Annotated in this window: 20 protein-coding genes; 7 read left to right on the forward strand and 13 right to left on the reverse strand. The window is 64.6% G+C overall.

Features of this window, described 5'->3' with window-relative positions:
• Positions 1 to 12: 12 nt before the first annotated feature.
• A complete protein-coding gene (locus tag C163_RS24640; RefSeq protein ID WP_025340991.1) occupies positions 13 to 219 on the forward strand; it encodes a hypothetical protein in 207 nt (68 codons plus the stop codon).
• 44 nt (positions 220 to 263) lie between these two features.
• Here the strand turns inward: C163_RS24640 and C163_RS24645 are convergent, their stop codons facing one another.
• Complete coding sequence (locus C163_RS24645) at positions 264 to 779, reverse strand: dihydrofolate reductase (protein WP_025340992.1); 516 nt, start codon at positions 777 to 779, stop codon at positions 264 to 266.
• A gap of 54 nt (positions 780 to 833) precedes the next feature.
• Here C163_RS24645 and C163_RS24650 point away from each other — a divergent pair, with 54 nt between their 5' ends.
• Both C163_RS24650 and C163_RS24655 read left to right on the forward strand, forming a co-directional pair.
• Positions 834 to 2225 (forward strand): DUF2868 domain-containing protein, encoded by a 1392-nt coding sequence (locus C163_RS24650; RefSeq protein WP_025340993.1) that lies wholly within the window; start codon positions 834 to 836, stop codon positions 2223 to 2225.
• Positions 2218 to 3582 (forward strand): GTPase/DUF3482 domain-containing protein, encoded by a 1365-nt coding sequence (locus C163_RS24655; RefSeq protein ID WP_025340994.1) that lies wholly within the window; start codon positions 2218 to 2220, stop codon positions 3580 to 3582. Before C163_RS24650 ends, C163_RS24655 begins: the two co-directional genes overlap by 8 nt.
• Positions 3583 to 3707: 125 nt before the next feature.
• On the opposite strand, the gene C163_RS24660 is transcribed toward C163_RS24655, so the two are convergent.
• From C163_RS24660 to C163_RS24685, 6 genes are all read right to left on the reverse strand, one after another.
• Entirely contained in the window at positions 3708 to 4256 is a 549-nt protein-coding gene (locus C163_RS24660) for a phosphonate degradation HD-domain oxygenase (protein ID WP_025340995.1), read from the reverse strand.
• 114 nt (positions 4257 to 4370) lie between these two features.
• Complete coding sequence (locus C163_RS24665; protein ID WP_025340996.1) at positions 4371 to 5396, reverse strand: putative 2-aminoethylphosphonate ABC transporter substrate-binding protein; 1026 nt, start codon at positions 5394 to 5396, stop codon at positions 4371 to 4373.
• Between the two features lie 18 nt (positions 5397 to 5414).
• Positions 5415 to 7139 (reverse strand): putative 2-aminoethylphosphonate ABC transporter permease subunit, encoded by a 1725-nt coding sequence (locus C163_RS24670; protein WP_025340997.1) that lies wholly within the window; start codon positions 7137 to 7139, stop codon positions 5415 to 5417.
• Position 7140: 1 nt separating this feature from the next.
• Entirely contained in the window at positions 7141 to 8199 is a 1059-nt protein-coding gene (locus C163_RS24675) for a putative 2-aminoethylphosphonate ABC transporter ATP-binding protein (RefSeq protein ID WP_025340998.1), read from the reverse strand.
• A 219-nt stretch (positions 8200 to 8418) separates the two neighbouring features.
• Positions 8419 to 9288 (reverse strand): LysR family transcriptional regulator, encoded by an 870-nt coding sequence (locus C163_RS24680; RefSeq protein ID WP_025340999.1) that lies wholly within the window; start codon positions 9286 to 9288, stop codon positions 8419 to 8421.
• 9 nt (positions 9289 to 9297) lie between these two features.
• Positions 9298 to 11511, reverse strand: a complete 2214-nt coding sequence (locus C163_RS24685; protein WP_025341000.1) for a heavy metal translocating P-type ATPase — start codon at positions 11509 to 11511, stop codon at positions 9298 to 9300.
• An 84-nt stretch (positions 11512 to 11595) separates the two neighbouring features.
• Between C163_RS24685 and cadR the strand changes: the two genes are divergently transcribed.
• The gene (gene cadR / locus C163_RS24690) at positions 11596 to 12039 is read left to right on the forward strand and encodes a cadmium resistance transcriptional regulator CadR (protein ID WP_015272183.1); all 444 of its coding nucleotides are present in this window, start codon (positions 11596 to 11598) and stop codon (positions 12037 to 12039) included.
• 117 nt (positions 12040 to 12156) lie between these two features.
• Here cadR and C163_RS24695 read toward each other — a convergent pair whose 3' ends face one another.
• From C163_RS24695 to C163_RS24705, 3 genes are read right to left on the reverse strand one after another with little or no spacing between them, the layout of a single operon-like run.
• On the reverse strand, positions 12157 to 13128 hold the full coding sequence (locus tag C163_RS24695; RefSeq protein ID WP_013974664.1) for a thymidylate synthase: 972 nt from the start codon (positions 13126 to 13128) through the stop codon (positions 12157 to 12159).
• 51 nt (positions 13129 to 13179) lie between these two features.
• Positions 13180 to 13986 carry a prolipoprotein diacylglyceryl transferase gene (gene lgt, locus C163_RS24700; protein WP_013974665.1) on the reverse strand — a complete coding sequence of 269 codons (807 nt, stop codon included), beginning with the start codon at positions 13984 to 13986 and terminating at the stop codon, positions 13180 to 13182.
• 16 nt (positions 13987 to 14002) lie between these two features.
• Positions 14003 to 14785 (reverse strand): sulfite exporter TauE/SafE family protein, encoded by a 783-nt coding sequence (locus C163_RS24705; RefSeq protein WP_025341001.1) that lies wholly within the window; start codon positions 14783 to 14785, stop codon positions 14003 to 14005.
• Positions 14786 to 14914: 129 nt separating this feature from the next.
• Between C163_RS24705 and C163_RS24710 the strand changes: the two genes are divergently transcribed.
• Positions 14915 to 15661 carry an NRDE family protein gene (locus C163_RS24710; RefSeq protein WP_025341002.1) on the forward strand — a complete coding sequence of 249 codons (747 nt, stop codon included), beginning with the start codon at positions 14915 to 14917 and terminating at the stop codon, positions 15659 to 15661.
• 150 nt (positions 15662 to 15811) lie between these two features.
• On the opposite strand, the gene ptsP is transcribed toward C163_RS24710, so the two are convergent.
• Together ptsP and C163_RS24720 are read right to left on the reverse strand one after the other, a co-directional pair.
• On the reverse strand, positions 15812 to 18091 hold the full coding sequence (gene ptsP / locus C163_RS24715; protein WP_013974668.1) for a phosphoenolpyruvate--protein phosphotransferase: 2280 nt from the start codon (positions 18089 to 18091) through the stop codon (positions 15812 to 15814).
• A gap of 22 nt (positions 18092 to 18113) precedes the next feature.
• The gene (locus C163_RS24720) at positions 18114 to 18593 is read right to left on the reverse strand and encodes an RNA pyrophosphohydrolase (protein ID WP_003249017.1); all 480 of its coding nucleotides are present in this window, start codon (positions 18591 to 18593) and stop codon (positions 18114 to 18116) included.
• A 141-nt stretch (positions 18594 to 18734) separates the two neighbouring features.
• Between C163_RS24720 and C163_RS24725 the strand changes: the two genes are divergently transcribed.
• Positions 18735 to 19391, forward strand: coding sequence for an HAD family phosphatase (locus tag C163_RS24725; protein ID WP_025341003.1), 657 nt, complete (start codon positions 18735 to 18737; stop codon positions 19389 to 19391).
• Positions 19392 to 19641: 250 nt separating this feature from the next.
• Complete coding sequence (locus tag C163_RS24730) at positions 19642 to 20592, forward strand: IS110 family transposase (RefSeq protein ID WP_025337292.1); 951 nt, start codon at positions 19642 to 19644, stop codon at positions 20590 to 20592.
• A 240-nt stretch (positions 20593 to 20832) separates the two neighbouring features.
• Here C163_RS24730 and C163_RS24735 read toward each other — a convergent pair whose 3' ends face one another.
• A complete protein-coding gene (locus C163_RS24735) occupies positions 20833 to 21258 on the reverse strand; it encodes a DUF2269 domain-containing protein (protein ID WP_015272187.1) in 426 nt (141 codons plus the stop codon).
• Between the last annotated feature and the right edge of the window lie 130 nt (positions 21259 to 21388).

Genomic DNA, 21388 nt, shown 5'->3' on the forward strand with positions numbered 1-21388 from the left:
CAGCAGTACGACATGACCCAGGCAGAAGCCGAAAAGATCCGAATTGAGGTTGCCAAGATCCGCGTCGAAGTGGATAAGTTGATGGCCGAGACACGCAAGCTGAATGCTGAAGCCGTCAAAATGACCCGCGAAACCTTCTGGTACCCGGTTGCCATCGCCGTCGGTTTCGTCACCACGGTGGCTACTGTCACCGCATTGATCATCAAGCTGCTCACCTGAGCGCCGGACCGGCCGGAAAGGGCTGCAAGGCAGCCCCGGCAATCTCAAACCTTGTCCCAGACCTCGAAGTGATACCCAGGCTTGCCTTCCTCAGCCTGCGCCTCGCTCGACACCAGCTTCCACTGCCCCCGATCGAACTCAGGGAACCACGCATCCCCCTCCGGCGACAACTCGACCCGCGTCAGGTACATGCGGCTGACCAGCCCTTTCTCCAGCGCCTGCCCATACAGCTGCGCCCCGCCAATCAGCATCAGCTCGTCGACACCGGCCTCCCGCGCCCACTGCTCGGCCCGCACCAGCGCCTCTTCCAGCGAGCCAAACACCTCGGCCCCCGCCAGTTCCAGCCCGGCCTGCCGGCTGACGACGATATTCAACCGCCCAGGCAATGGCCTGCCCAGCGAGTCCCAGGTCTTGCGCCCCATGATGATCGGCTTGCCCAGGGTAGTGGCCTTGAAGTACTTGAAGTCCCCCGGCAGATGCCAGGGCATGGAGTTGTCGATGCCGATCACGCGGTTCTCGGCGTGAGCCGCGATCAGGCTGAGGGGGAGTGATGTATTCATGCCAGCGAGGATAGCACCGGGCGTGTGGGTTATGCTTCTGCCCTGACCTGTGCAATGGAAGACCTTGTGACCGCACCGACTTCACTGGACAAGCGCTGGCTCACCGAAGCGGTACGCCTGCGCGAGGAACATGCCGGCCCCCTGGAGGACCAGGAAGCCAACCGCCGCGCCCGCCAGGCAGGCGGTGACCTGGCAGCCCGCATCGAAACCCGTGCCCTGTTCCTGGCCGAACGCGACGGCATCAGCACCGCCCTGCGCCACTGGAAACAGGGCGCACGCCTGGCGCTGCTGGCCTTGCTGGTGCTGGCCGTGCTCAGCGGCGCAGGGTTGGCACTGGCCGCCCTGGGCGACGGGCAGCGCCCGGTGAATGTGTTCTGGGCCCTGGGCAGCCTGCTCGGGCTGAACCTGCTGATGCTGCTGGGCTGGGCCATCGGCTTTGCCCTGAGCGGCGAACATGGCGCGGGGCTGGGCCGCCTGTGGCTGTGGCTGAGCGAACGCTTTGCCCGTGACGCCAAGGCCGCGCACCTGGCACCGGCGCTGCTGGTGCTGCTGCAACGCCAGCGCCTGAACCGCTGGCTGCTCGGCCTGCTGGTGCATGGCCTGTGGCTGCTGGCGATGATCACCGCACTGGGCATGCTGCTGGCCTTGCTGGCAACCCGGCGCTATGGCTTTGTCTGGGAGACCACCCTGCTCGCTGCCGACCCGTTCATCCACCTGACCCAAACCTTGGGCGCGCTGCCTTCGTTGCTGGGCTTCACGGTCCCCGACGAGGCCATGATCCGCGCCAGCGGCGACAGCCAGCCGGCCCTGGACCTGGCGCGCCAAGCCTGGGCCAGCTGGCTGCTTGGCGTGGTGCTGGTGTACGGCCTGCTGCCGCGTCTGCTGCTGGCCGGGCTGTGCCTGTGGCGCTGGCGTCAAGGCCGCCAACACCTGGCGCTGGACCTCAGCCTGCCCGGCTACGCGCAGCTGCGTGAAGCGCTGATGCCACGCAGCGAACGCATCGGCGTCCAGGATGCCGCGCCCGAAGCCTTGCCGCAGTTTGCCGCTGGCCAGCTGGAAAGCGGCAGCAGCGGCGCCCTGCTGGTCGGCCTGGAGCTGGACGACCAGCACCCCTGGCCGCCCGCGCTGCCGAAAAGCGTGACCAGCGCCGGCGTGCTCGACAGCCGCGAATCGCGTAACCGCCTGCTCGAACAGCTCAGCCGTTTTCCGCCGGCACGCCTGGCCATCGCTTGCGACCCGCGCCGTTCGCCCGACCGCGGCAGCCTGGCGCTGCTCGCCGAGCTGGCACGCAATGCCGGCGCCACCCGCATCTGGCTACTGCAGGCCGCACCGGGCGAGGCCCTGGACGCCCAGCGCCTGGGCGACTGGCACGAAGCCCTCGACCGCCTTGGCCTGGCGCATGCCGATACCTCGCCGCTGACCTGGCTGGAGCATGGCCATGACTGAGCCGCTGAAACTGGCCGTGGTCGGCCACACCAACGTCGGCAAGACCTCGCTGCTGCGCACCCTGACCCGTGACGTCGGCTTTGGTGAGGTTTCCCACCGCCCCAGCACCACCCGCCATGTGGAAGGTGCGCGGCTGTCGGTGGACGGCGAACCCTTGCTCGAGCTGTACGACACCCCGGGCCTGGAAGACGCCATCGCCCTGCTCGACTACCTCGAACGCCTGGAGCGCCCGGGCGAGCGCCTGGACGGCCCGGCCCGCCTCGAGCGCTTTCTGCAAGGCAGCGAGGCACGCCAGCGTTTCGAGCAGGAGGCCAAGGTGCTGCGCCAGCTGCTGGCCAGCAATGCCGGCTTGTATGTGATCGACGCCCGCGAACCGGTGCTGGCCAAATACCGCGACGAACTGGAAGTGCTGGCCAGCTGCGGCAAGCCGCTGCTACCGGTGCTCAACTTCGTCGCCAGCCACCAGCACCGCGAGCCGCAATGGCGTGAAGCCCTTGCCAGGCTTGGGCTTCACGCGTTGGTGCGGTTCGACAGCGTGGCCCCGCCAGAGGATGGCGAGCGCCGGTTGTACGAAAGCCTGGCCCTGCTGCTGGAAAACGCCCGCCCGGCCCTGCAGCGACTGATCGACGACCAGCAGGCACAGCGCCTGGCGCGCCGGCACAGCGGCAAGCGCCTGATTGCCGAGCTGCTGCTGGACTGCGCCGCCTGCCGGCGCAGCGTCGAGGCCGAACCGGCTGCCGAAGCCCAGGCCATCGAGGCATTGCGGCAAGAGGTGCGCCAGCGCGAGCAGCGCTGTGTCGAGGCACTGCTCAAGCTGTATGCCTTCCGCCGCGAGGACGCCCATGCCAGCGACCTGCCGTTGCTGGATGGCCGTTGGGGCGATGACCTGTTCAATCCCGAAACCTTGAAGCTGCTGGGCGTGCGCTTGGGCAGTGGTGTGGCCGCCGGTGCTGCGGCGGGTGCCGGGGTGGACCTGCTGGTCGGCGGCCTGACACTGGGGGCTGCCGCCCTGGCCGGGGCGATTGCCGGCGGCGCGCTGCAGACGGCGCGCAACTATGGGTCGCGGTTGATGGGCAAGCTCAAGGGCAAGCGCGAGCTGACGGTGGACGACACGGTGTTGCGCTTGCTGGCCTTGCGTCAGCAGCAGTTGATGGTGGCGCTGGAAAACCGCGGGCATGCGGCGCAGGACAGCATTCGGCTGGGGGAGCTGGATGAGAAGGCCTGGCGGGAGGGCAAGTTGCCGGAGGCGCTGAGCAAGGCGCGGGCGCATCCGCAGTGGTCCACCCTCAACCCTGGGGCGAAGCTGAACCAGGCTGAGCGGCAGGAACAGCTAGAGGCGCTGGTTTCACAGTTTTGATCAAGCAGGTCTGGCCTCTTCGCGGGTAAACCCGCTCCCACAGGTATCTCACATTCCTTGAGATGTGCACTACTCCTGTGGGAGCGGGTTCACCCGCGAAGAGGCCCGCACAGGCAGCCCACATCTCAAAGTAAAGCCAAAGCCTTCCGCTTCAACCCATCCAGGTCAATCACCGCCACCCCGACCACTTTGGCCCGCTCATCCCACTCCCTCATCCGCAAGCTCACCTCGAACAGCGGATCCCGCTCGAACACATCCGCTTCGCCCTCGCTCATCACGCCCCCCTGATACTCCAGGGTCCGCCGGCTCGCTTCACTCAACCGCTGGTAATACCCAGGCTGGCGCAAAGTCAGGTAGCGCTTGGCCTCCACGTGATACTGCACCAGCCGCGCCATGCGTTCGCCGAAACCGCAGCGGCGTAAATACTCGGCGCCGATGCGCTCATGGCTGACCACGCCATAGCCGCCCATGCTCGCGTAACCGCCGCACAGGTGGCCGATGTCGTGGAAGAACGCCGCCAGCACCACTTCGTCGTCGAAGCCTTCGGCCATGGCCAGTTGCGCGGCCTGGGACATGTGTTCGAGCTGGGTGATGGCTTCGCCGATGTAGTCGTCACTGCCGTGGCGTTCGTACAGCGCGAAGGTGCTGTCGATGATCTGGGCTGGGGTGGGCATCACCGTCTTCTCCTGGCTTGATTGGGTGGTGGCTTCTTCGCAGCGCAAGGCTGCTCCTACAGGTTGTCGCCGACCTGTAGGAGCAGCCTTGTGCTGCGAAGAGGCCGGTGCAGGTTACTGCTGAGCCACCTTCTCCGACTTGCCGTCATAGCGCTTGCGCCACTCGGCCAGGATCTGGTCACGGTTCTTCGAGGCCCAGGCAAAGTCGTTCTTGATCAGGCGCTGTTCATAGTCCGCCGGCAGTTCGGTCTGCGGCTTGGCAATACCCGGTGCAGCCAGCACGGCGAAGTTCTCCTTGTACAGCTCCATGGCCGCCGGGCTTGCCGAGAAATCAGCCAGGCGCTTGGCCGCATCCGCTTTTGGCGAACCCTTGATCACCGCAGTCGCCTCGATCTCCCAGCCCAGGCCTTCCTTCGGCAGCACGATGTCCAGCGGCGCGCCCTGGCGCTTGAGCTGCACGGCCGGGTACTCGAACGAGATACCGATCGGGAATTCACCCGCTGCGGCAAGCTTGCACGGCTTGGAACCGGAATGAACGTACTGGCCGATGTTGTGGTGCAGTGCATCCATGTACGCCCAACCCTGTGGCTCGCCAAAGGTCTGCAGCCAGGCACTGACATCCAGGAAGCCGGTGCCGGACGAGGCCGGGTTCGGCATGACGATCTTGCCCTTGTACTCGGGCTTGGTCAGGTCCTGCCAGCTCACCGGCTTGCTCAGGCCCTGCTTCTCGGCCTCGATGGTATTGAAGCAGATGGTCGCGGCCCACACGTCCATACCGACCCAGGCTGGAGGGTTGGCAGCATCGCGGTAATTGGCGGCAATCTTGCCCAGGTCCTTCGGTGCGTAGGCTTCGAGCATGCCGTTCTGGTCGAGGATGGCCAGGCTGGAAGCAGCCAGGCCCCACACTGCGTCGGCTTGCGGGCGGTCTTTCTCGGCCAGCAGCTTGGCGGTGATGATGCCGGTGGAGTCACGAACCCACTTGATCTCGATGTCCGGGTTGGCCTTCTCGAAGGCCTGTTTGTAGCTCTTCAGCTGTTCGGCTTCCAGGGCGGTGTAGACCGTCAGCTGGGTACCAGCGGCCGAAGCCTGCAGACCGAACACGGCGGAAACGGCAGCGGCAAGTGCAAGGTGCTTGTACATGGGTAGGTTCCTTACAGGTCAGACGGTCGCGGCGCGTTGGCGCCAGGCTTGGGAGCGGCGCAGCAGGCCGCGTGAGGCTGCGGCCAGCAGCAGTGAAGCGCCGGCACTGGTCAGCAGGATCAGGGTGGACATGGCGGCGGCACCACCGACATTGCCGGCGTCATCCATGTTCAGCACGGCGACGGCAGCCAGGATGGTGTCGGGGCTGTACAGGAAGATCGCCGCCGACACGGTGGTCATCGCCGATACGAACAGGTAGCGAATGATGTCCAGCAGCGCCGGCAGGCAGATCGGCACGGTCACCCGCAGGAAGTGCCTGTACAGCGGCGCCTTCAGCGACAGCGCGGCGGCCTCGAACTCGCCGTCTAGCTGGCGCAGGGCGGTGGTCGCGGTCATCTGCGCGGTGGTCAGGTAGTGGGCGATGGTGCACACCACCAGCAGCCCCATGCCGCCGTAGAACACATGCAGCGGGTTGCCGTTCAGGTTGAAGAAGAATACGTAGCCCAGGCCCAGCACTAGGCCCGGCACGGCCATGGGGATGAAGCTGAGCAGGCGCAGCGCCTGGTTGAGCAGGCGTTGGCCCTGGGTCTTCTCCATCAGGTAGGCGCCGGTGAAGATCACGATGCTGCCGATCAGCGCGGTGCCGATGGCCATGGTCACGCTGTTGCGGTAGGCCAGCCAGCCACCACCGGCGGTGTCCTCGAACATGTAGTGACGCAGCGACAGCGACAGGTTGTAAGGCCAGAACGTGACCAGCGACGAATACACCGCCATGCCGATCACCAGCAGCAATGCCGCGCACACCAGCAGCACGATCGCCAGGAAGCAGGCATCACGGCCCCGCGACGGCTTGGGCTCGAACACCTGGGCACGGCCGCTCATGGCCTCGCCCTGGCGCCGGCGTAGCCAGGCATCGACGGTAAAGCTGAACAGCGCCGGCAACAGCAGCACCATGCCGATCAGCGCGCCGCGGCCGAACTGCTGCTGGCCGACCACAGCCTTGTAGGCTTCCAGGGCCAGCACCTGATAGTCGCCGCCGACCACGACCGGTACACCGAAGTCGGTGATGGTCAGGGTGAACACCAGGCAGAACGCTGCGAATACTGCCTGGCGCGTGGCCGGCCAGGTGATGCTGGTGAACGCTCGCCAAGGGCCTGCACCCATGCTGGACGCTGCGTCGAACAGGCGTGCATCGGCCAGCGACAGCGCCGACAGCAGGATCATCAGGGCATGCGGGAAGGTGTAGATGGCCTCGCCCAGCACAATGCCCCAGAAGCCATAGATGTTGTCGCTGAGCAACCCGCGCAGCAGCCCCTGGTTACCGAACAGGTAGACCAGGGCGATGGCAGGCAGCATTGACGGCGCCAGCAGCGGCAGCAACGAAATCCCCCGCCACAGGCCTTTGCCCGGAATCAGCGTGCGTTGCAGGGCATAGGCGAACAGGTAGGCCAGCGGCACCACGATGGCTGCCACCGTGAAGGCCACCGACAGGCTGTTGCCCAGCAGCCAGTGGAAGTTTTCACTGGCCAACAGTTCGCGGGCCGCCAGCAGGCCGCCACCCTGGCCCGCTTCTGCGCTGAAGCCGCGCCAGAAGATCGCCAGCAGCGGCATCAGCACCGCCAGCATCAGAAGGATCAGCAGCAGGCTCTTGCCGCCGACGACGAACAACCGGTCGCCCAGGGCGACGCCAGCACGCGGCGTGGCCTTGGCCTGGCTCAGCGGCAGGGACATTGGCGCGGCCATCTCAGGCAAACACCTGCAGGCTCTGCGGCGGCAGCGCCACCCAGATGTCCTGCGAACCCAGCCGCGGCATGGCCTCGGGGGCCAGCTCCGCCAGCAGTGCATGGCCAGGCAGCGCCTTGAGCTCGAAGCTCATGCGGCAGCGGTTACCGAGGAAGGTGATTTCACGGACCATGGCCGGGAACAGGTTTTCTTCGTGCACCGCCGGGTTGACCGTGATCGCCTCCGGGCGGCAGAACAGCCGGCCGCTGCTGGGTCGGGCCGAACCTGGTGCCAGACGCATGTTCATGCCACCGACCTGGGCATGGCTGTCACTGCTGCGCTGGAACGGCAACCAGTTACCCTGGCCGACGAACTCGGCAACGAACGGCGTGGCCGGCTGGTCGTAGATTTCCTGCGGGGTGGCGTACTGCTCGACCTGGCCGTTGTTCATCACCGCAATGCGGTCGGCCATCAGCATGGCCTCGTCCTGGTTGTGGGTGACCATCAGCGTGGTGATACCCAGCTGGCGCTGCAGCTGGCGCAGTTCGGTGCACAGGTGCTCGCGCACCCGGGCGTCCAGCGCCGACATCGGCTCGTCCAGCAGCAGCAACGACGGCGACGGTGCCAGCGCACGGGCCAGGGCCACACGCTGCTGCTGGCCACCGGAAAGCTGACCGGGGTACTTCTTCTCGCTGCCGGCCAGGCCCACCAGTTCGAGCATTTCGGCCACTCGCTGGCGGGCCTGCTCGCGGCCGCTGCCAGTCAGGCCATAGGCGATGTTGGCTTCGACGGTGAGGTTGGGGAAAAGCGCGTAGGACTGGAACAGGATGCCGTAGTCACGGGCCTGGGGTGGCAGCTCGGAGATATCGCGCTCGCCGATGTACAACGTACCGCGGTCCTGGCGCTCCAGGCCGGCGATGCAGCGCAGCAACGTGGTCTTGCCGCAGCCGGACGGGCCGAGCAGGCACACCAGTTCGCCGGCGGCGATGTCCAGCGAGACATCGTTCAGCGCCGTGAAGGCGCCGAAGCGCTTGTGGATGTTGCGCACTTTCATCTGTGCGCCGGGGGTGGTGTGGTTCATGGCAGGGCCTCATCGAAGAGATGGGGGCCATGCTAGGAAGGCTGTGCGAAGGTTCTGTGGCTTTAGGGCAAAAGCGGGTGATAGTGGTATAGGCAGATTTTGTAGTGGCCTTCGCGGGCCTCTTCGCGGGTAAACCCGCTCCCACAGGGATCGCGCCGCATCTGAAGGCTGTGCAGTACCTGTGGGAGCGGGTTTACCCGCGAAGAAGCCAACACAAATCTAGAACTGTGAACCGGCAACTTCCTGCGCCACGCCAAGGAAGGCAGCTGGCAATCGCGCCTGGCGCCGCTCCTTCAGGCAATACAGGTACTCATGCATCACCGGCGCGTTCTCCAGCGCCAGCACCCGCAACTCAGGGTTGTGCGGCACCTCGTGCCGGGCAATCACGCTGATGCCGATATTGCGCAGCACCGCCTCACGGATCGATTCGCGGCTGCCAATCTCCAGCAAGGCGCCGGCCTTCACCCCGGCCTCCTGCATCATCTGCTCGGTCAGCTTGCGTGTGGTCGAGCCCTTCTCGCGCATCAGCAGGCAATGGCCGGCCACCACGTCAATGGACACCGCCTGGCGGTGTGCCAACGGGTGGTTGCGATGCACCGCCACCACCAACGGGTCAGTCCCCAGCACCCGCCGCACCAGCCGCGCGTCTTCCAGCAGTTGCGACGAAGCGGCGATATCCACCCGGTAGTCCTCGAGCATCTCCAGCACCTGCTGCGAGTTGCCGATTTCCACCGCCACTTCCACCTGCGGCAGGCGTTCGCGGTAGATCTTCACCAGGTCGAGAATGTAGTAAGGCGCCGTGGCCGCAATGCGCAAGCTGCCCTGGGCCTGGCCGCTGTTGCGCAGCTCGAACTCGATGTCGGCCTCCTGCTGCAGCAGTGCCTTGACCATCGGCAGCAGGCGCACGCCCTCCTCGCTCAGCACCAGGCGCCGCCCGCCGCGGTAGAACAGCTCCACCGCGTACTGGCTCTCCAGGTTGCGAATCTGCGTGGTCACCGTGGGCTGGCTGAGGCCGAGCTTCTTCGCCGCCAGGGTGATGCTGCCCAGGCGGGCCGCCATGTAGAAGGCTTTAAGCTCCGAACTCAGCATGCACGTCCTCTATTTGCGCAACAGGCGCAAGCCGTTGAACACCACCAGCAGGCTCACGCCCATGTCGGCAAACACCGCCATCCACATGGTGGCCATGCCGGCAAAGGTGATCGCCAGGAATATTGCCTTGATGCCCAACGCCAGAACGATGTTCTGCATGAGGATCGCCGCACTTTGGCGCGACAGCCTGACGAAGGCCGGGATTTTCCGCAAGTCGTCGTCCATCAGCGCCACATCGGCGGTCTCGATGGCGGTGTCGGTACCGGCCGCCGCCATGGCAAAACCGATCTCGGCCCGAGCCAGCGCCGGGGCGTCGTTGATACCGTCACCGACCATGCCCACCCGATGGCCCTGGGCGTACAGGGTTTCGATGCTCTTGAGCTTGTCGGCAGGCAGCAGGTTGCCTTCGGCACGGTCGATACCCACCACGGTGGCGATGGCCTGGGCGGTATGCGGATTGTCACCGGTCAGCATGACAGTCTTGATGCCCAGCTCGTGCAGCTCGGCGATGGCCTGGCGACTGCTTTCCTTGACCGTGTCGGCCACCGCGAACAGCGCCAACGGGCCGGAGCGGTCGAGCAGCAGCACCACGGTCTTGCCCTGGCGCTCCAACGCATCCAGCTGGGCCTCGAGCTCGGGCGAGCACAGCCCCAGCTCCTCGACCAGACGGTGGTTACCCAGGTGGTAAACCTCACCCGCGATGGTACCGCGCACGCCGCGCCCGGCCAGGGCGGCGAAGTCATCGACCTCGCTCAAGGCCAGGCCTTGCTCCTTGCCGAACTGGGCAATGGCGCGGGAAACCGGGTGGTCCGAACGCTCGCCCAGGCTGGCGGCCAGGGCTTGCGCGCGGCCTTCGAACAGCGGCTCCAGTACCTTGGCGTCGGTCTGCACCGGCTTGCCGTGGGTGATGGTGCCGGTCTTGTCCAGGGCCAGGAAGTCTAGCTGGCGCCCGCCTTCCAGGTACACGCCACCCTTGATCAGGATGCCCTTGCGCGCGGCGGCGGCCAGGCCGCTGACGATGGTCACCGGGGTCGAGATCACCAGGGCGCATGGGCAGGCCACCACCAGCAGCACCAGGGCGCGATAGACCCAGTCGAACCAGGCACCGGCCATGAACAGCGGCGGTATCACCGCAACGGCCAGGGCAATGGCAAACACCACCGGGGTGTAGATGCGCGAGAAGCGGTCGACGAAACGCTGGGTAGGCGCCCGCGCGCCTTGCGCTTCCTCGACGGCCTTGATGATTCGCGCCAGGGTCGATTGCCCGGCAGCAGCGGTAACGCGGAACTCCAGCGCCCCTGCCTGGTTGATGGTGCCGGCGAACAACTTGTCGCCCACGGCCTTCTCCACAGGCAGGCTTTCGCCGGTGATCGGCGCCTGATCGACGGTGGATTGCCCGCTGGTCACTTCACCGTCCAGGCCAATGCGTTCGCCGGGGCGTACCCGCACCAGGGCCCCGATGGCCACTTCCCGCACCTCCACTTCCCGCCACTGGCCATCGGCCTGGCGCACGGTGGCCATGTCCGGGGTGAGCTGCATCAGGCCGCCAATGGCGTTGCGCGCGCGGTCCAGCGAGCGGGCTTCGATCAGCTCGGCGACGGTGAACAGCACCATCACCATGGCCGCTTCCGGCCACTGGCCGATCAGCACCGCGCCAGTCACGGCAATGCTCATCAGCGCGTTGATGTTGAGGTTGCGGTTTTTCAGGGCGATCCAGCCCTTCTTGTAGGTACCCAGGCCACAGCCGAGGATCGCTGCCAGCGCCAGCACCGCCACCACCCACTCCGGGGCCAGCGCGGCAAAGTGCACGATTTCAGCGGCGATCGCGGCAATGCCGGACAGCGCCAGCGGCCACCAGCGGGTCTTGGCCACTTGTGATGCGCTGGCGGTGCCATCGTCTTCGGCCCCAAGCGGCTCGGCTTTCATGCCCAGGCTATCGATGGCCTGCTCGATTTCAGCAGTGCCACCCAGGGTGTGGCGCACGCCAAGCACGCGGTTGATCAGGTTGAATTCCAGCTGCTCGATACCGGCTAGCTTGCCCAGCTTGTCCTGGATCAGGGTCTGCTCGGTAGGGCAGTCCATGGCCTCGATGCGAAAACGGCTGAACTGGGCGTGGCTGCTGGCCTTTTCGCTCAGCTGGACCAAGGCTGGCGCAGCAGCGCTGCCACAGCAGCTGTGGGCGTGGTGTTCGTGCTTGTGTTCGTGGCTGACAGGCTGGTTCATGGGGTCATCCTTAATTTGAGCCTGTTGCCAAGTGAACACCCTGTAGCCACTATAGGGTCAAGCCACTTGCTGGAGAATTTCGTGATGAAGATCGGAGAACTGGCCAAAGCCACCGACTGCGCCGTGGAAACCATCCGCTACTACGAGCGTGAACAGCTGCTGCCGGAGCCGGCGCGCAGCGACGGCAACTACCGGCTGTACACCCAGGCCCACGTCGAGCGGCTGACGTTCATCCGCAACTGCCGCACCCTGGACATGACCCTGGATGAAATCCGCAGCCTGCTACGCCTGCGCGACAGCCCCGATGATTCGTGCGGAAGTGTCAATGCGCTGATCGACGAACATATCGAGCATGTGCAGGCACGGATCGATGGGTTGGTGGCGTTGCAGGAACAGCTGGTGGAGCTGCGGCGGCGCTGCAATGCACAAGGGGCGGAATGCGCGATCTTGCAGCAACTGGAGACGAACGGGGCGGTATCGGTGCCGGAAACCGAGCATTCGCATGTGGGGCGAAGCCACGGGCATTAAGCCAAAAGCTTCGCGGGTAAACCCGCTCCCACAAGTACTGCACAGGCCTGAGCTTTGTGCGGTCCCTGTGGGAGCGGGTTTACCCGCGAAGAGGCCGGTACAGGCAATAGAGATCTGTCACACCGCCATCGGCGCCGTCATCGGCGCATGGTGCTCATACCCTTCCAGCCAGAAATCGCTCGGCTCGATCTTCTCCAGCCACTCCGGCTCGTACTTGCCCGTCTCGGCAAACGCCGGCACACGGTCGCTGATCACCAGCTTCGGCGCTTCCAGCGGCTCACGCTTGAGCTGCTCGTTGAGCATGTCCAGGTGGTTCTCATACACATGAGCGTCGCCGATGAAGTAGGTGAACCAGCGAGGGGTGTAGCCGGTCAGGCGGCCGAACAGCGACAGCAGCGCCGCGCCTTCGGTGAGGTTGAACGGCGTGCCCAGGCCCAGGTCGTTGGAGCGGATGTAGAGGGTCAGGGAAATCTCCCTGGTCTCCACATTCGGATGGAACTGGTACAGCAGGTGGCACGGCGGCAGGGCCATTTCGTCCAGCTGCGCGCAGTTCCAGCCGTGGAACAGGATACGGCGGCTGCCCGGGTCGTTGGCGATGGTGTCCAGGCACTGGCGCACCTGGTCGATGGCTTTGTACAGGATGACGAACGCGACGCCGTCCTCCTCGTCCTGGGCGATGCGGCGGAAGCCCGCCTTCTCGGCCATTTCGATGGCCGCCGGGTTGCTCAGCGGGATGCGCTTGTAGCCCGGCCACTGGCGCCATTGCACGCCGTAGATCTCGCCCAGGTCGTCATGGCCCTGGCGGAACGGGTTGGCCAGCCACTGGGCGTTCTCGTTGGCGTTCTGGTCCCAGACCTTGCAGCCCAGTTCGCGGAATTCACCGGCGTTCTTCACGCCACGCAGGAAACCGACCATTTCGCCGATCGCCGACTTGAATGCCAGTTTGCGCGTGGTAATGGCCGGGAAGCCCTTCTGCAAGTCGAAACGCAGCATGGCGCCCGGCAGGCTGATGGTGCGGATGCCGGTGCGGTTGCCCTGCAGCGTGCCGTTGTCGATGACGTCGCGGACCAGGTCCAGATACTGTTTCATGGCTTACCTGTAGCAAAAACGGCAGGGGGATCGCCCCTGCCGTGGGATTAATCAGGCGGGTTTCGCCGTAGGCTTGCGATTATAAGCCCACCAGATCAGGCCAAGGCCAGCCAGGATCATCGGCACGCACAGAATCTGACCCATGGTCAGCCAGCCCCAGGCCAGGTAGCCAAGCTGGGCATCCGGTACGCGGACGAATTCGACGATGAAGCGGAAGATGCCGTAGAACAGCGCGAACATGCCGGATACCGCCATGGTCGGCCGCGGCTTGCGCGAGAACGCCCAAAGGATCAGGAACAGCGCTACACCTTCGAGTGCGAACTGGTACAGCTGCGATGGGTGACGCGGCAGCTGCGCCGGGTCGCTGAACGGCGGGAAGACCATCGCCCATGGCACGTCGGTGGCCTTGCCCCACAGCTCGGCGTTGATGAAGTTGCCGATGCGCCCGGCCCCCAGGCCGATCGGCACCAGCGGCGCGACGAAGTCCATCAGCTCGAAGAACGACTTGTTGTTGCGCTTGCCGAACCACAGGGCCGCCAGCATCACGCCGATGAAACCGCCGTGGAACGACATGCCACCCTTCCACACCTCGAAGATCAGCGTCGGATTGGCCAGGTAGGCGTGCAGGTCGTAGAACAGCACGTAGCCCAGGCGACCACCGACGATCACACCCATCGACAGCCAGAACACCAGGTCGGAGAGCTTTTCGCGCGTCCAGGTGGGGTCGAAGCGGTTCAGCCGGCGCGAGGCGAGCAGCCAGGCACCGCCGATGCCGACCAGGTACATCAGGCCGTACCAATGGATTTTCAGCGGCCCGATGGCCACGGCCACGGGGTCTATCTGCGGGTAAGGCAGCATGGAACTTCCTCTCGATTCAAATCAAAAAGCTGAGGCCGACACAGAACAGCAGGGCTGCGAACAGGCGTTTCAACAAACGTGGCGACAGCTTGTGCGCCAGGCGCGCGCCGAAGCGGGCGAAAAACATGCTGGTCACGGCAATGCCGAGCAGCGCCGGCAAGTACACGTAACCCAGGCTGTGGGCCGGCAGGTGCTCCTCGTGCCAACCCAGCAGCATGAAACTCAGGGCACTGGCCAAGGCAATCGGCAGGCCACAGGCCGAAGACGTGGCCACTGCCTGCTGCATGGGCAGGCTGCGCCAGGTCAGGAACGGCACGGTCAGCGAACCGCCGCCGATGCCGAAAATGGCCGAAGCCCAGCCGATCACCCCACCTGCACCGATCAGCGCGGGCTTGCTGGGGATGCCACGACTGGCCTTGGGCTTGAGGTCCAGGGCCATCTGCGCGGCAATGACCAGGGCGAACACACCGATGATCTTTTGCAGCAGTGGCCCCTGGATCAGCGAGGCGGTCTTGGCGCCGACACCGGCCCCGAGGAGGATGCCGAGGGTCATCCAGGCGAAGATCGGCCATTGCACCGCGCCCTTGCGATGGTGCTCGAGCACGGCGTTGATCGAGGTGAAGACGATGGTTGCCAGCGACGTACCGACAGCCAGGTGGGTCAGCACCGAGGCATCGAAACCCTGCAAGGTGAAGCTGAACACCAGCACCGGCACGATGATGATACCGCCGCCCACGCCGAACAGCCCGGCCAGCACACCGGCGCAGGCGCCCAACAGCAGATAGAGCACGAATTCCATTCGTCTTCCCCGAGAAAACAATGCGGCATGGTAACGGAAGCCGGGCTCGGGGCTCTAGTGAACAGTGTGTCAGGATGGATCCTCCCCGCCGCTGTGGGTACAGTGGCAAAAAACCCAGAGGCCCGACCGATGTGCCTGATCGTATTCGCCTGGCGGCCGGGGCATGCCCTGCCGCTGATCGTGGCGGCCAACCGCGATGAGTTCTATGCCCGCCCCACCCAGGCCCTGGCGGCCTGGGAGGATGCACCCGGGGTATATGCCGGGCGCGACCTGGAGGCCGGCGGCACCTGGCTGGGCGTCGGCCCGCAGGGGCGGTTCGCGGCGCTGACCAATATTCGCGACCCGGCGCAGGCTTTGGGGCCGCGCTCGCGGGGCGAGCTGGTGGCGGCGTATCTGCAGGGGGAGTTTGGGGTCGATGCCTATCTGGACCAGGTGGCCAGCCGCAGCAGGCAGTATTCAGGGTTCAACCTGTTGGTGGGCGATGGGCGACAGCTGGGCTATCTGCATGCCCGGGACGCGGCGCCGCGCTTGCTGGAGGCCGGGGTTTACGGGCTTTCCAATGCCGGGCTGGATACGCCTTGGCCGAAGCTGGTGAAGGCGCGCAGTGGGCTGGAAGGGTTACTGGAGACGCCAGAGCCACAGCGCTTGCTGGCGTTGCTGGCCGATGCCGAACCGGCGCCGGAGGGCGAGTTGCCGGAGACGGGCGTGGGGTTGGCGACCGAGAAGCTGCTGTCGAGTGTGTTCATTGCCAGCCAGAACTACGGGACTCGGGCGAGTACGGTGCTGATTGTGGATGATCAGGGCAAAAGGCGACTGATTGAACGCAGTTTCGGGCCCTTTGGTGGGCACTTGGGGGAAGTTGAGCTTTCAGTCTGATCACTGTGCTGGCCTTTGTGGGAGCGGGCGAGCCCGCGAACACCGGCGAAGCCGGTGCCATACACCGAGTCGCCTGCTTCGCGGGCACGCCCGCTCCCACAAGCCCGCTCCCACAAGCCCGCGAAGAGGCCGGAACAGGCCACCTCACATTCAGAGGGTTTTATTGGCCCCAGGCCCGATCATCCGCGCCAACCCAAGGTTTTTCAGGGCCAGTTGCAGCGAGCTGTGGATAACCTGCGGGTTGTCATGACTCAAGGCCTCCACCAGCAGCTCCTTGGCCTTGCTCATATTCACCTGACGCAGCATCCACTTCACCTTCGGCAGGTTGGTGGCGTTCATTGACAGGCTGTCGAAGCCCATGGCCATCAACAGGATCGCCGCTGCCGGGTCGCCGGCCATCTCACCGCAGATACTCACCGGCTTGCCTTCGCCATGGGCGTCGCGCACCACCGTGTTCAGCGCCTGCAACACCGCCGGGTGCAGGTAGTCGTACAGGTCGGCGACCCGCGGGTTGTTGCGGTCCACCGCCAGCAGGTACTGGGTCAGGTCGTTGGAACCGACCGACAGGAAGTCCACCTGCCGCGCCAGCTCCTTGGTCTGGTACACCGCCGCAGGAATTTCCACCATCACGCCAACCGGTGGCATCGGCACATCGGTGCCTTCGTCACGCACCTCGCCCCAGGCGCGGTGGATCAGGTGCAGCGCCTCTTCCAGCTCATGGATGCCGGAAATCATCGGCAGCAGGATACGCAGGTTGTTCAGCCCCTCGCTGGCCTTGAGCATGGCACGGGTCTGCACCAGGAAGATTTCCGGGTGGTCGAGGGTGACGCGAATGCCGCGCCAGCCGAGGAACGGGTTTTCTTCCTTGATCGGGAAGTACGACAGCGACTTGTCGCCACCGATGTCGAGGGTACGCATGGTCACCGGCAGCGGGTGGAAGGCCGCCAGCTGCTCGCGGTAGATGGCCAGCTGCTCTTTCTCGCTGGGGAAGCGCTGGTTGATCATGAACGGCACTTCGGTGCGGTACAGCCCCACCCCTTCAGCACCACGCTGCTGGGCACGGGCCACGTCGGCGAGCAGGCCGGTGTTGACCCACAGCGGCATGCGGTGGCCGTCCGGGGTAACGCACGGCAGTTCGCGCAGGGCATCCAGGCCCTGGGCCAGCTGGCGCTCCTCCTCGACCACGTCGCTGTACTGCTTGCGCAGCACTTCGCTGGGGTTGGTGAACACCTCGCCCTTGTAGCCGTCGACGATCATCTCGATGCCGTCGACCTTGGAATAAGGCAGGTCGACCAGGCCCATCACCGTGGGGATGCCCATGGCGCGAGCCAGGATGGCGACGTGGGAGTTGCCCGAGCCCAGTACCGAGACCAGGCCGACCAGCTTGCCTTCCGGCACTTCGCCGAGCATCGCCGGGGTCAGCTCTTCACTGACCAGGATGGTGTTGTCGGCATACACCAGCGACTGCGCGCGGGCTTCCTGCAGGTAGGCCAGCAGGCGCCGGCCCAGGTCCTTGACGTCGGAGGCGCGCTCGCGCAGGTAGTCATCGTCCATCAGCTCGAAGCGGTTGACGTGCTCGCCCACCACCTGGCGCAGGGCGCCCTGGGCCCACTGGCCGGTCTTGATGACTTCGGTCACCTCACCGCCCAGGGCCGCGTCTTCGAGCATCATCAGGTACACATCGAACAGTGCACGCTCCTCCGGGCGCAGCTGGGTGGCCAGTTTGGCCGACAGCTTGCGCATATCGTCGCGCACACCTTCGAGGGCGTTCTGGAACAGCTTCAGCTCGGCGTCGATGTCATCGACGGTCTTGTCCGGTACCACTTCCAGATCGGCTGGCGGCAGCATCACCACTGCGCGCCCCACGGCGGCGCCAGGCGAGCCCGGTACGCCGACGAAGCGCGCTTCCTGGATACCTTTGCCCTGGCGGCCCAGGCCACGGATCGAGCCGGTGGCCTCGGCGTGGGCGATAACCCCTGCGAGCTGGGCGCTCATGGTGACCAGGAAGGCTTCTTCGCCCTCGTCGAACTGGCGGCGCTCCTTTTGCTGGATGACCAATACCCCGACCACGCGGCGGTGGTGGATGATCGGCGCACCGAGGAAGGAGGCGAATTTTTCCTCGCCGGTTTCGGCAAAGTAGCGGTAACGCGGGTGGTCGGCAGCGTTTTCCAGGTTCAGCGGCTCTTCCCGGGTACCGACCAGGCCGACCAGGCCTTCGTTGGGGGCCATGCTGACCTTGCCGATGGAGCGCTTGTTCAGGCCTTCGGTGGCCATCAGCACGAAGCGGTTGGTTTCCGGGTCGAGCAGGTAGACCGAGCAGACCTGGCTGCCCATGGCCTCCTTGACACGCAAGACAATGATCCCCAACGCCGACTTGAGATCTTTGGCGGAGTTTACTTCCTGGACGATCTTGCGCAGCGTATTGAGCATGGCTCGGGGTCGAACTCCGTCGTCAGTCGCGCGTCAGCAGACGCGGTGCTAGCTCTTTCAGGGCGCGTCGGTAGACCTCGCGCTTGAATGTCACAACCTGGCCCAGCGGGTACCAATAGCTGACCCAGCGCCAGCCGTCGAATTCCGGCTTGCCGGTCAGGTCCATCCGCACCCGTTGTTCGTTGCTGACCAGACGCAGCAGGAACCATTTCTGCTTCTGGCCGATGCACAGCGGCTGGCTATGCGTACGCACCAGTCGCTGGGGTAAACGATAACGCAACCAGCCACGGGTGCAGGCAAGAATTTCCACATCATCGCGTTCAAGGCCAACTTCTTCGTTCAGCTCGCGGTACAGGGCATCTTCCGGCGTCTCGTCAGGGTTGATGCCACCCTGGGGAAACTGCCAGGCATCCTGGTTGATCCGTCGAGCCCATAGCACCTGCCCGGCATCATTCGTGAGAATGATCCCGACATTGGGGCGAAAACCATCCGGGTCGATCACGGCAGCAACCTCGCAAACGCATGTCACCGCATTGTTCCACAAAGCTTGCGAGCGCAGCAACGCGCCCGCCAAGCTTATGTGCAGCAGCGTGAAAACTCCGTATTCTGCGGGCCTACCCTGTGGCTTATGCGAGTGACCGCGATGCGCCTGGCTTTATTCGACCTGGACAATACCCTCCTCGGTGGCGACAGCGACCATGCCTGGGGTGACTACCTTTGCCAGCGCGGCATCCTTGACCCGGTTACCTACAAGCAACGCAACGATGGCTTCTACCAGGACTACCTGAACGGCACCCTGGACCTGCAGGCCTACCTGGCCTTTTCCATGGAGATCCTTGCGGCAACACCGGTAGCCCAGCTCGACGAATGGCACCGCGACTTCATGCGCGCCTGCATCGAGCCGATCATGCTGCCCAAGGCGCTGAGCTTGCTGCAGCAGCACCGCGAGGCCGGCGACCAGCTGGTGATCATCACCGCCACCAACCGCTTCGTCACCGCACCGATTGCCCGGCGCCTGGGAGTTCGCGTGTTGCTGGCGACCGAATGCGAGATGCGTGATGGCCGCTATACCGGGCGTAGTACCGATATACCGTGTTTCCGTGAAGGCAAGGTGACGCGGCTGGAGCGCTGGATGCTGGAGAACGGCTTCGATCTTGAGGACAGCTATTTCTATAGCGACTCGATGAACGATTTGCCGTTGTTGCAGCGAGTGGCGCATGCGGTGGCGGTGGACCCCGACCCGAAGCTGCGGGCGGAGGCCGAGATGCGCGGGTGGCCGGTGGTTTCGCTGCGGGATTGAGGTTTTCCTGTAGCGGCCTCTTCGCGGGCATGCCCGCTTGTGTCTTGATGGGGGATTAGAATTTGGAGTGAGAGCGGTGAATGGCAAGCTGAATGCCGTAGGTGCCTTGAGCACGTGTGGGAGCAAAAGCTGCCATTCACCGTTCCACTTTGGCGAGAGCCCGAACAGTTGGATGCGGCTCTGATCTCGAATCACAAGCGTGGGCCAAGCCAAAGTCCTCTCACTGTGTTGAGTTTAGGAGGTTTTGGTGATGGCTTCCTTCTTGGGTATCGATGTTTCCAGTCTCTCCCTTGATGCTGCGGTGCGGCCACAGGGCATCAAAATGCATTTAAGCAATGATCCAACAGGGTTTGAGGCGCTACTGGAGAGCCTTCGCAAGCTCAGTATCAAGCGCGTCCTGTTAGAGGCGACGGGTGGCTACGAGCGAGATGTCATGTGTTTTCTACAGGACGCTGGCTACAAGGTCATACGCGTCAATCCCAGGCGAGCCAGGTCATTCGCTGACTCTTTAGGCATCAAGGCCAAGACTGACGCCATCGACGCCGAGGTTCTGGCGCACTATGCCGAAGTCATTCCAGATCAACCCTCTCTGCGAGTCAGCCCCGAACGAGCGCTTCTGCGAGAGTTGCTTCAGCAACGTGATCGGATGGTTCAACAGCGAGATGACGACCTGCGGCGCCTGAAGCAGGTGCAATCGACTGCAGTTGCTAACTACCTGAATGCCAACCTGAAACACTTCAAGGCGCAGATCAAACGGGTTGAGTGTGAGATCGAACAGCAAATCGCGATGCTGAACGACGAACGGGTTGCCCAGCTGATCAAAGTGAAAGGCATTGGGATGGTGACAGCGGGCAAACTAATAGCGCTGCTGCCGGAGCTAGGTCGGGTTGAGTCCAGAGAAATTGCCTCCCTGGTTGGGGTGGCGCCCTTCAACCACGACAGCGGGAAATTCATGGGCAAGCGCTCTATCTCTGGCGGGCGATTTGCGGTCAGGCGATCGCTGTACATGGCATGCCTTGTGGCGATGAAATACAACCCAGCACTCAAGGCTCGTTATCAGTCACTGCGGGAGCGCGGAAAACTTCCCAAAGTCGCTATCGTGGCCTGCATGAGAACGTTCATCGTGCGGTTAAATGCCATGCTCAGAACGGGTACATCATGGCTCGATCTAGTGCTACCGCAGCCTGAAGGTACAACGTAAATCCAGAACGCAGCGTGAGCCGCCTGGAAGCGGGCTTGCCCGCGAAGCCAACACCGTGGTGGATGGCACGGGCTTCGCCCGTGTTCGCGGGCAAGCCCGCTCCCACAGGGATCGCGCCAGCTTTTTGAAATTGAGCAAGACAGTTGCTCCCACAGGGATCACCACAAGCCTGGAGGGCTGCGCCGTACCTGTGGGAGCGGGCGCGCCCGCGAAGAGGCCGGCACATACAGCACAAGCCTGTCAGACCGGCTTGGCCCCCATCAGCCCGGCGATGGACAGGAAGCAAACCCCACTGAACACCGCCAGTGCCAGGGTAAAGCGCAACCCCACCACCTCGGCCTTGCGCAGCCGGTTCAACCGCACCAGCAGCCACCACACGGCAAACGCGCCCAGCGTATAGATGACGCTGGACGCCAGCACCCAGGTCTGCCCCAGCGGCCAGCCCACCAGGTGCACCAGCCACCAGCCGGTAAACGGCATGCTCACCAGGCACAGGCCCATCACCAGCCAGACGAACACAAGCGGCCGACGCAGCAGCTTGGCGTAGGCCTCGGCATCGCCCTGGCGGCGGGCGCGCACGGTCCAGAGCGCCAGGCCCAGAGCACCCAGCAGCAGGAGCGCGGTGGCGATGATGTGCAGGGTCTTGAGGGTGGTCAGGTGTTCCATGTCCGAATTGTCCTTTGTCAGGCCATTTTTGCAGCAGCCCCTAACCCTTGTAGGAGCGGCCTTGTGTCGCGAAAGGGCCGCAAAAGCGGCCCCGGGATCTCGGCCATGATCACACATTGCCGGGGCCGCC

This window comes from Pseudomonas sp. FGI182 (assembly GCF_000511325.1).
GTDB classification, from domain to species: Bacteria; Pseudomonadota; Gammaproteobacteria; order Pseudomonadales; family Pseudomonadaceae; genus Aquipseudomonas; species Aquipseudomonas putida_Z.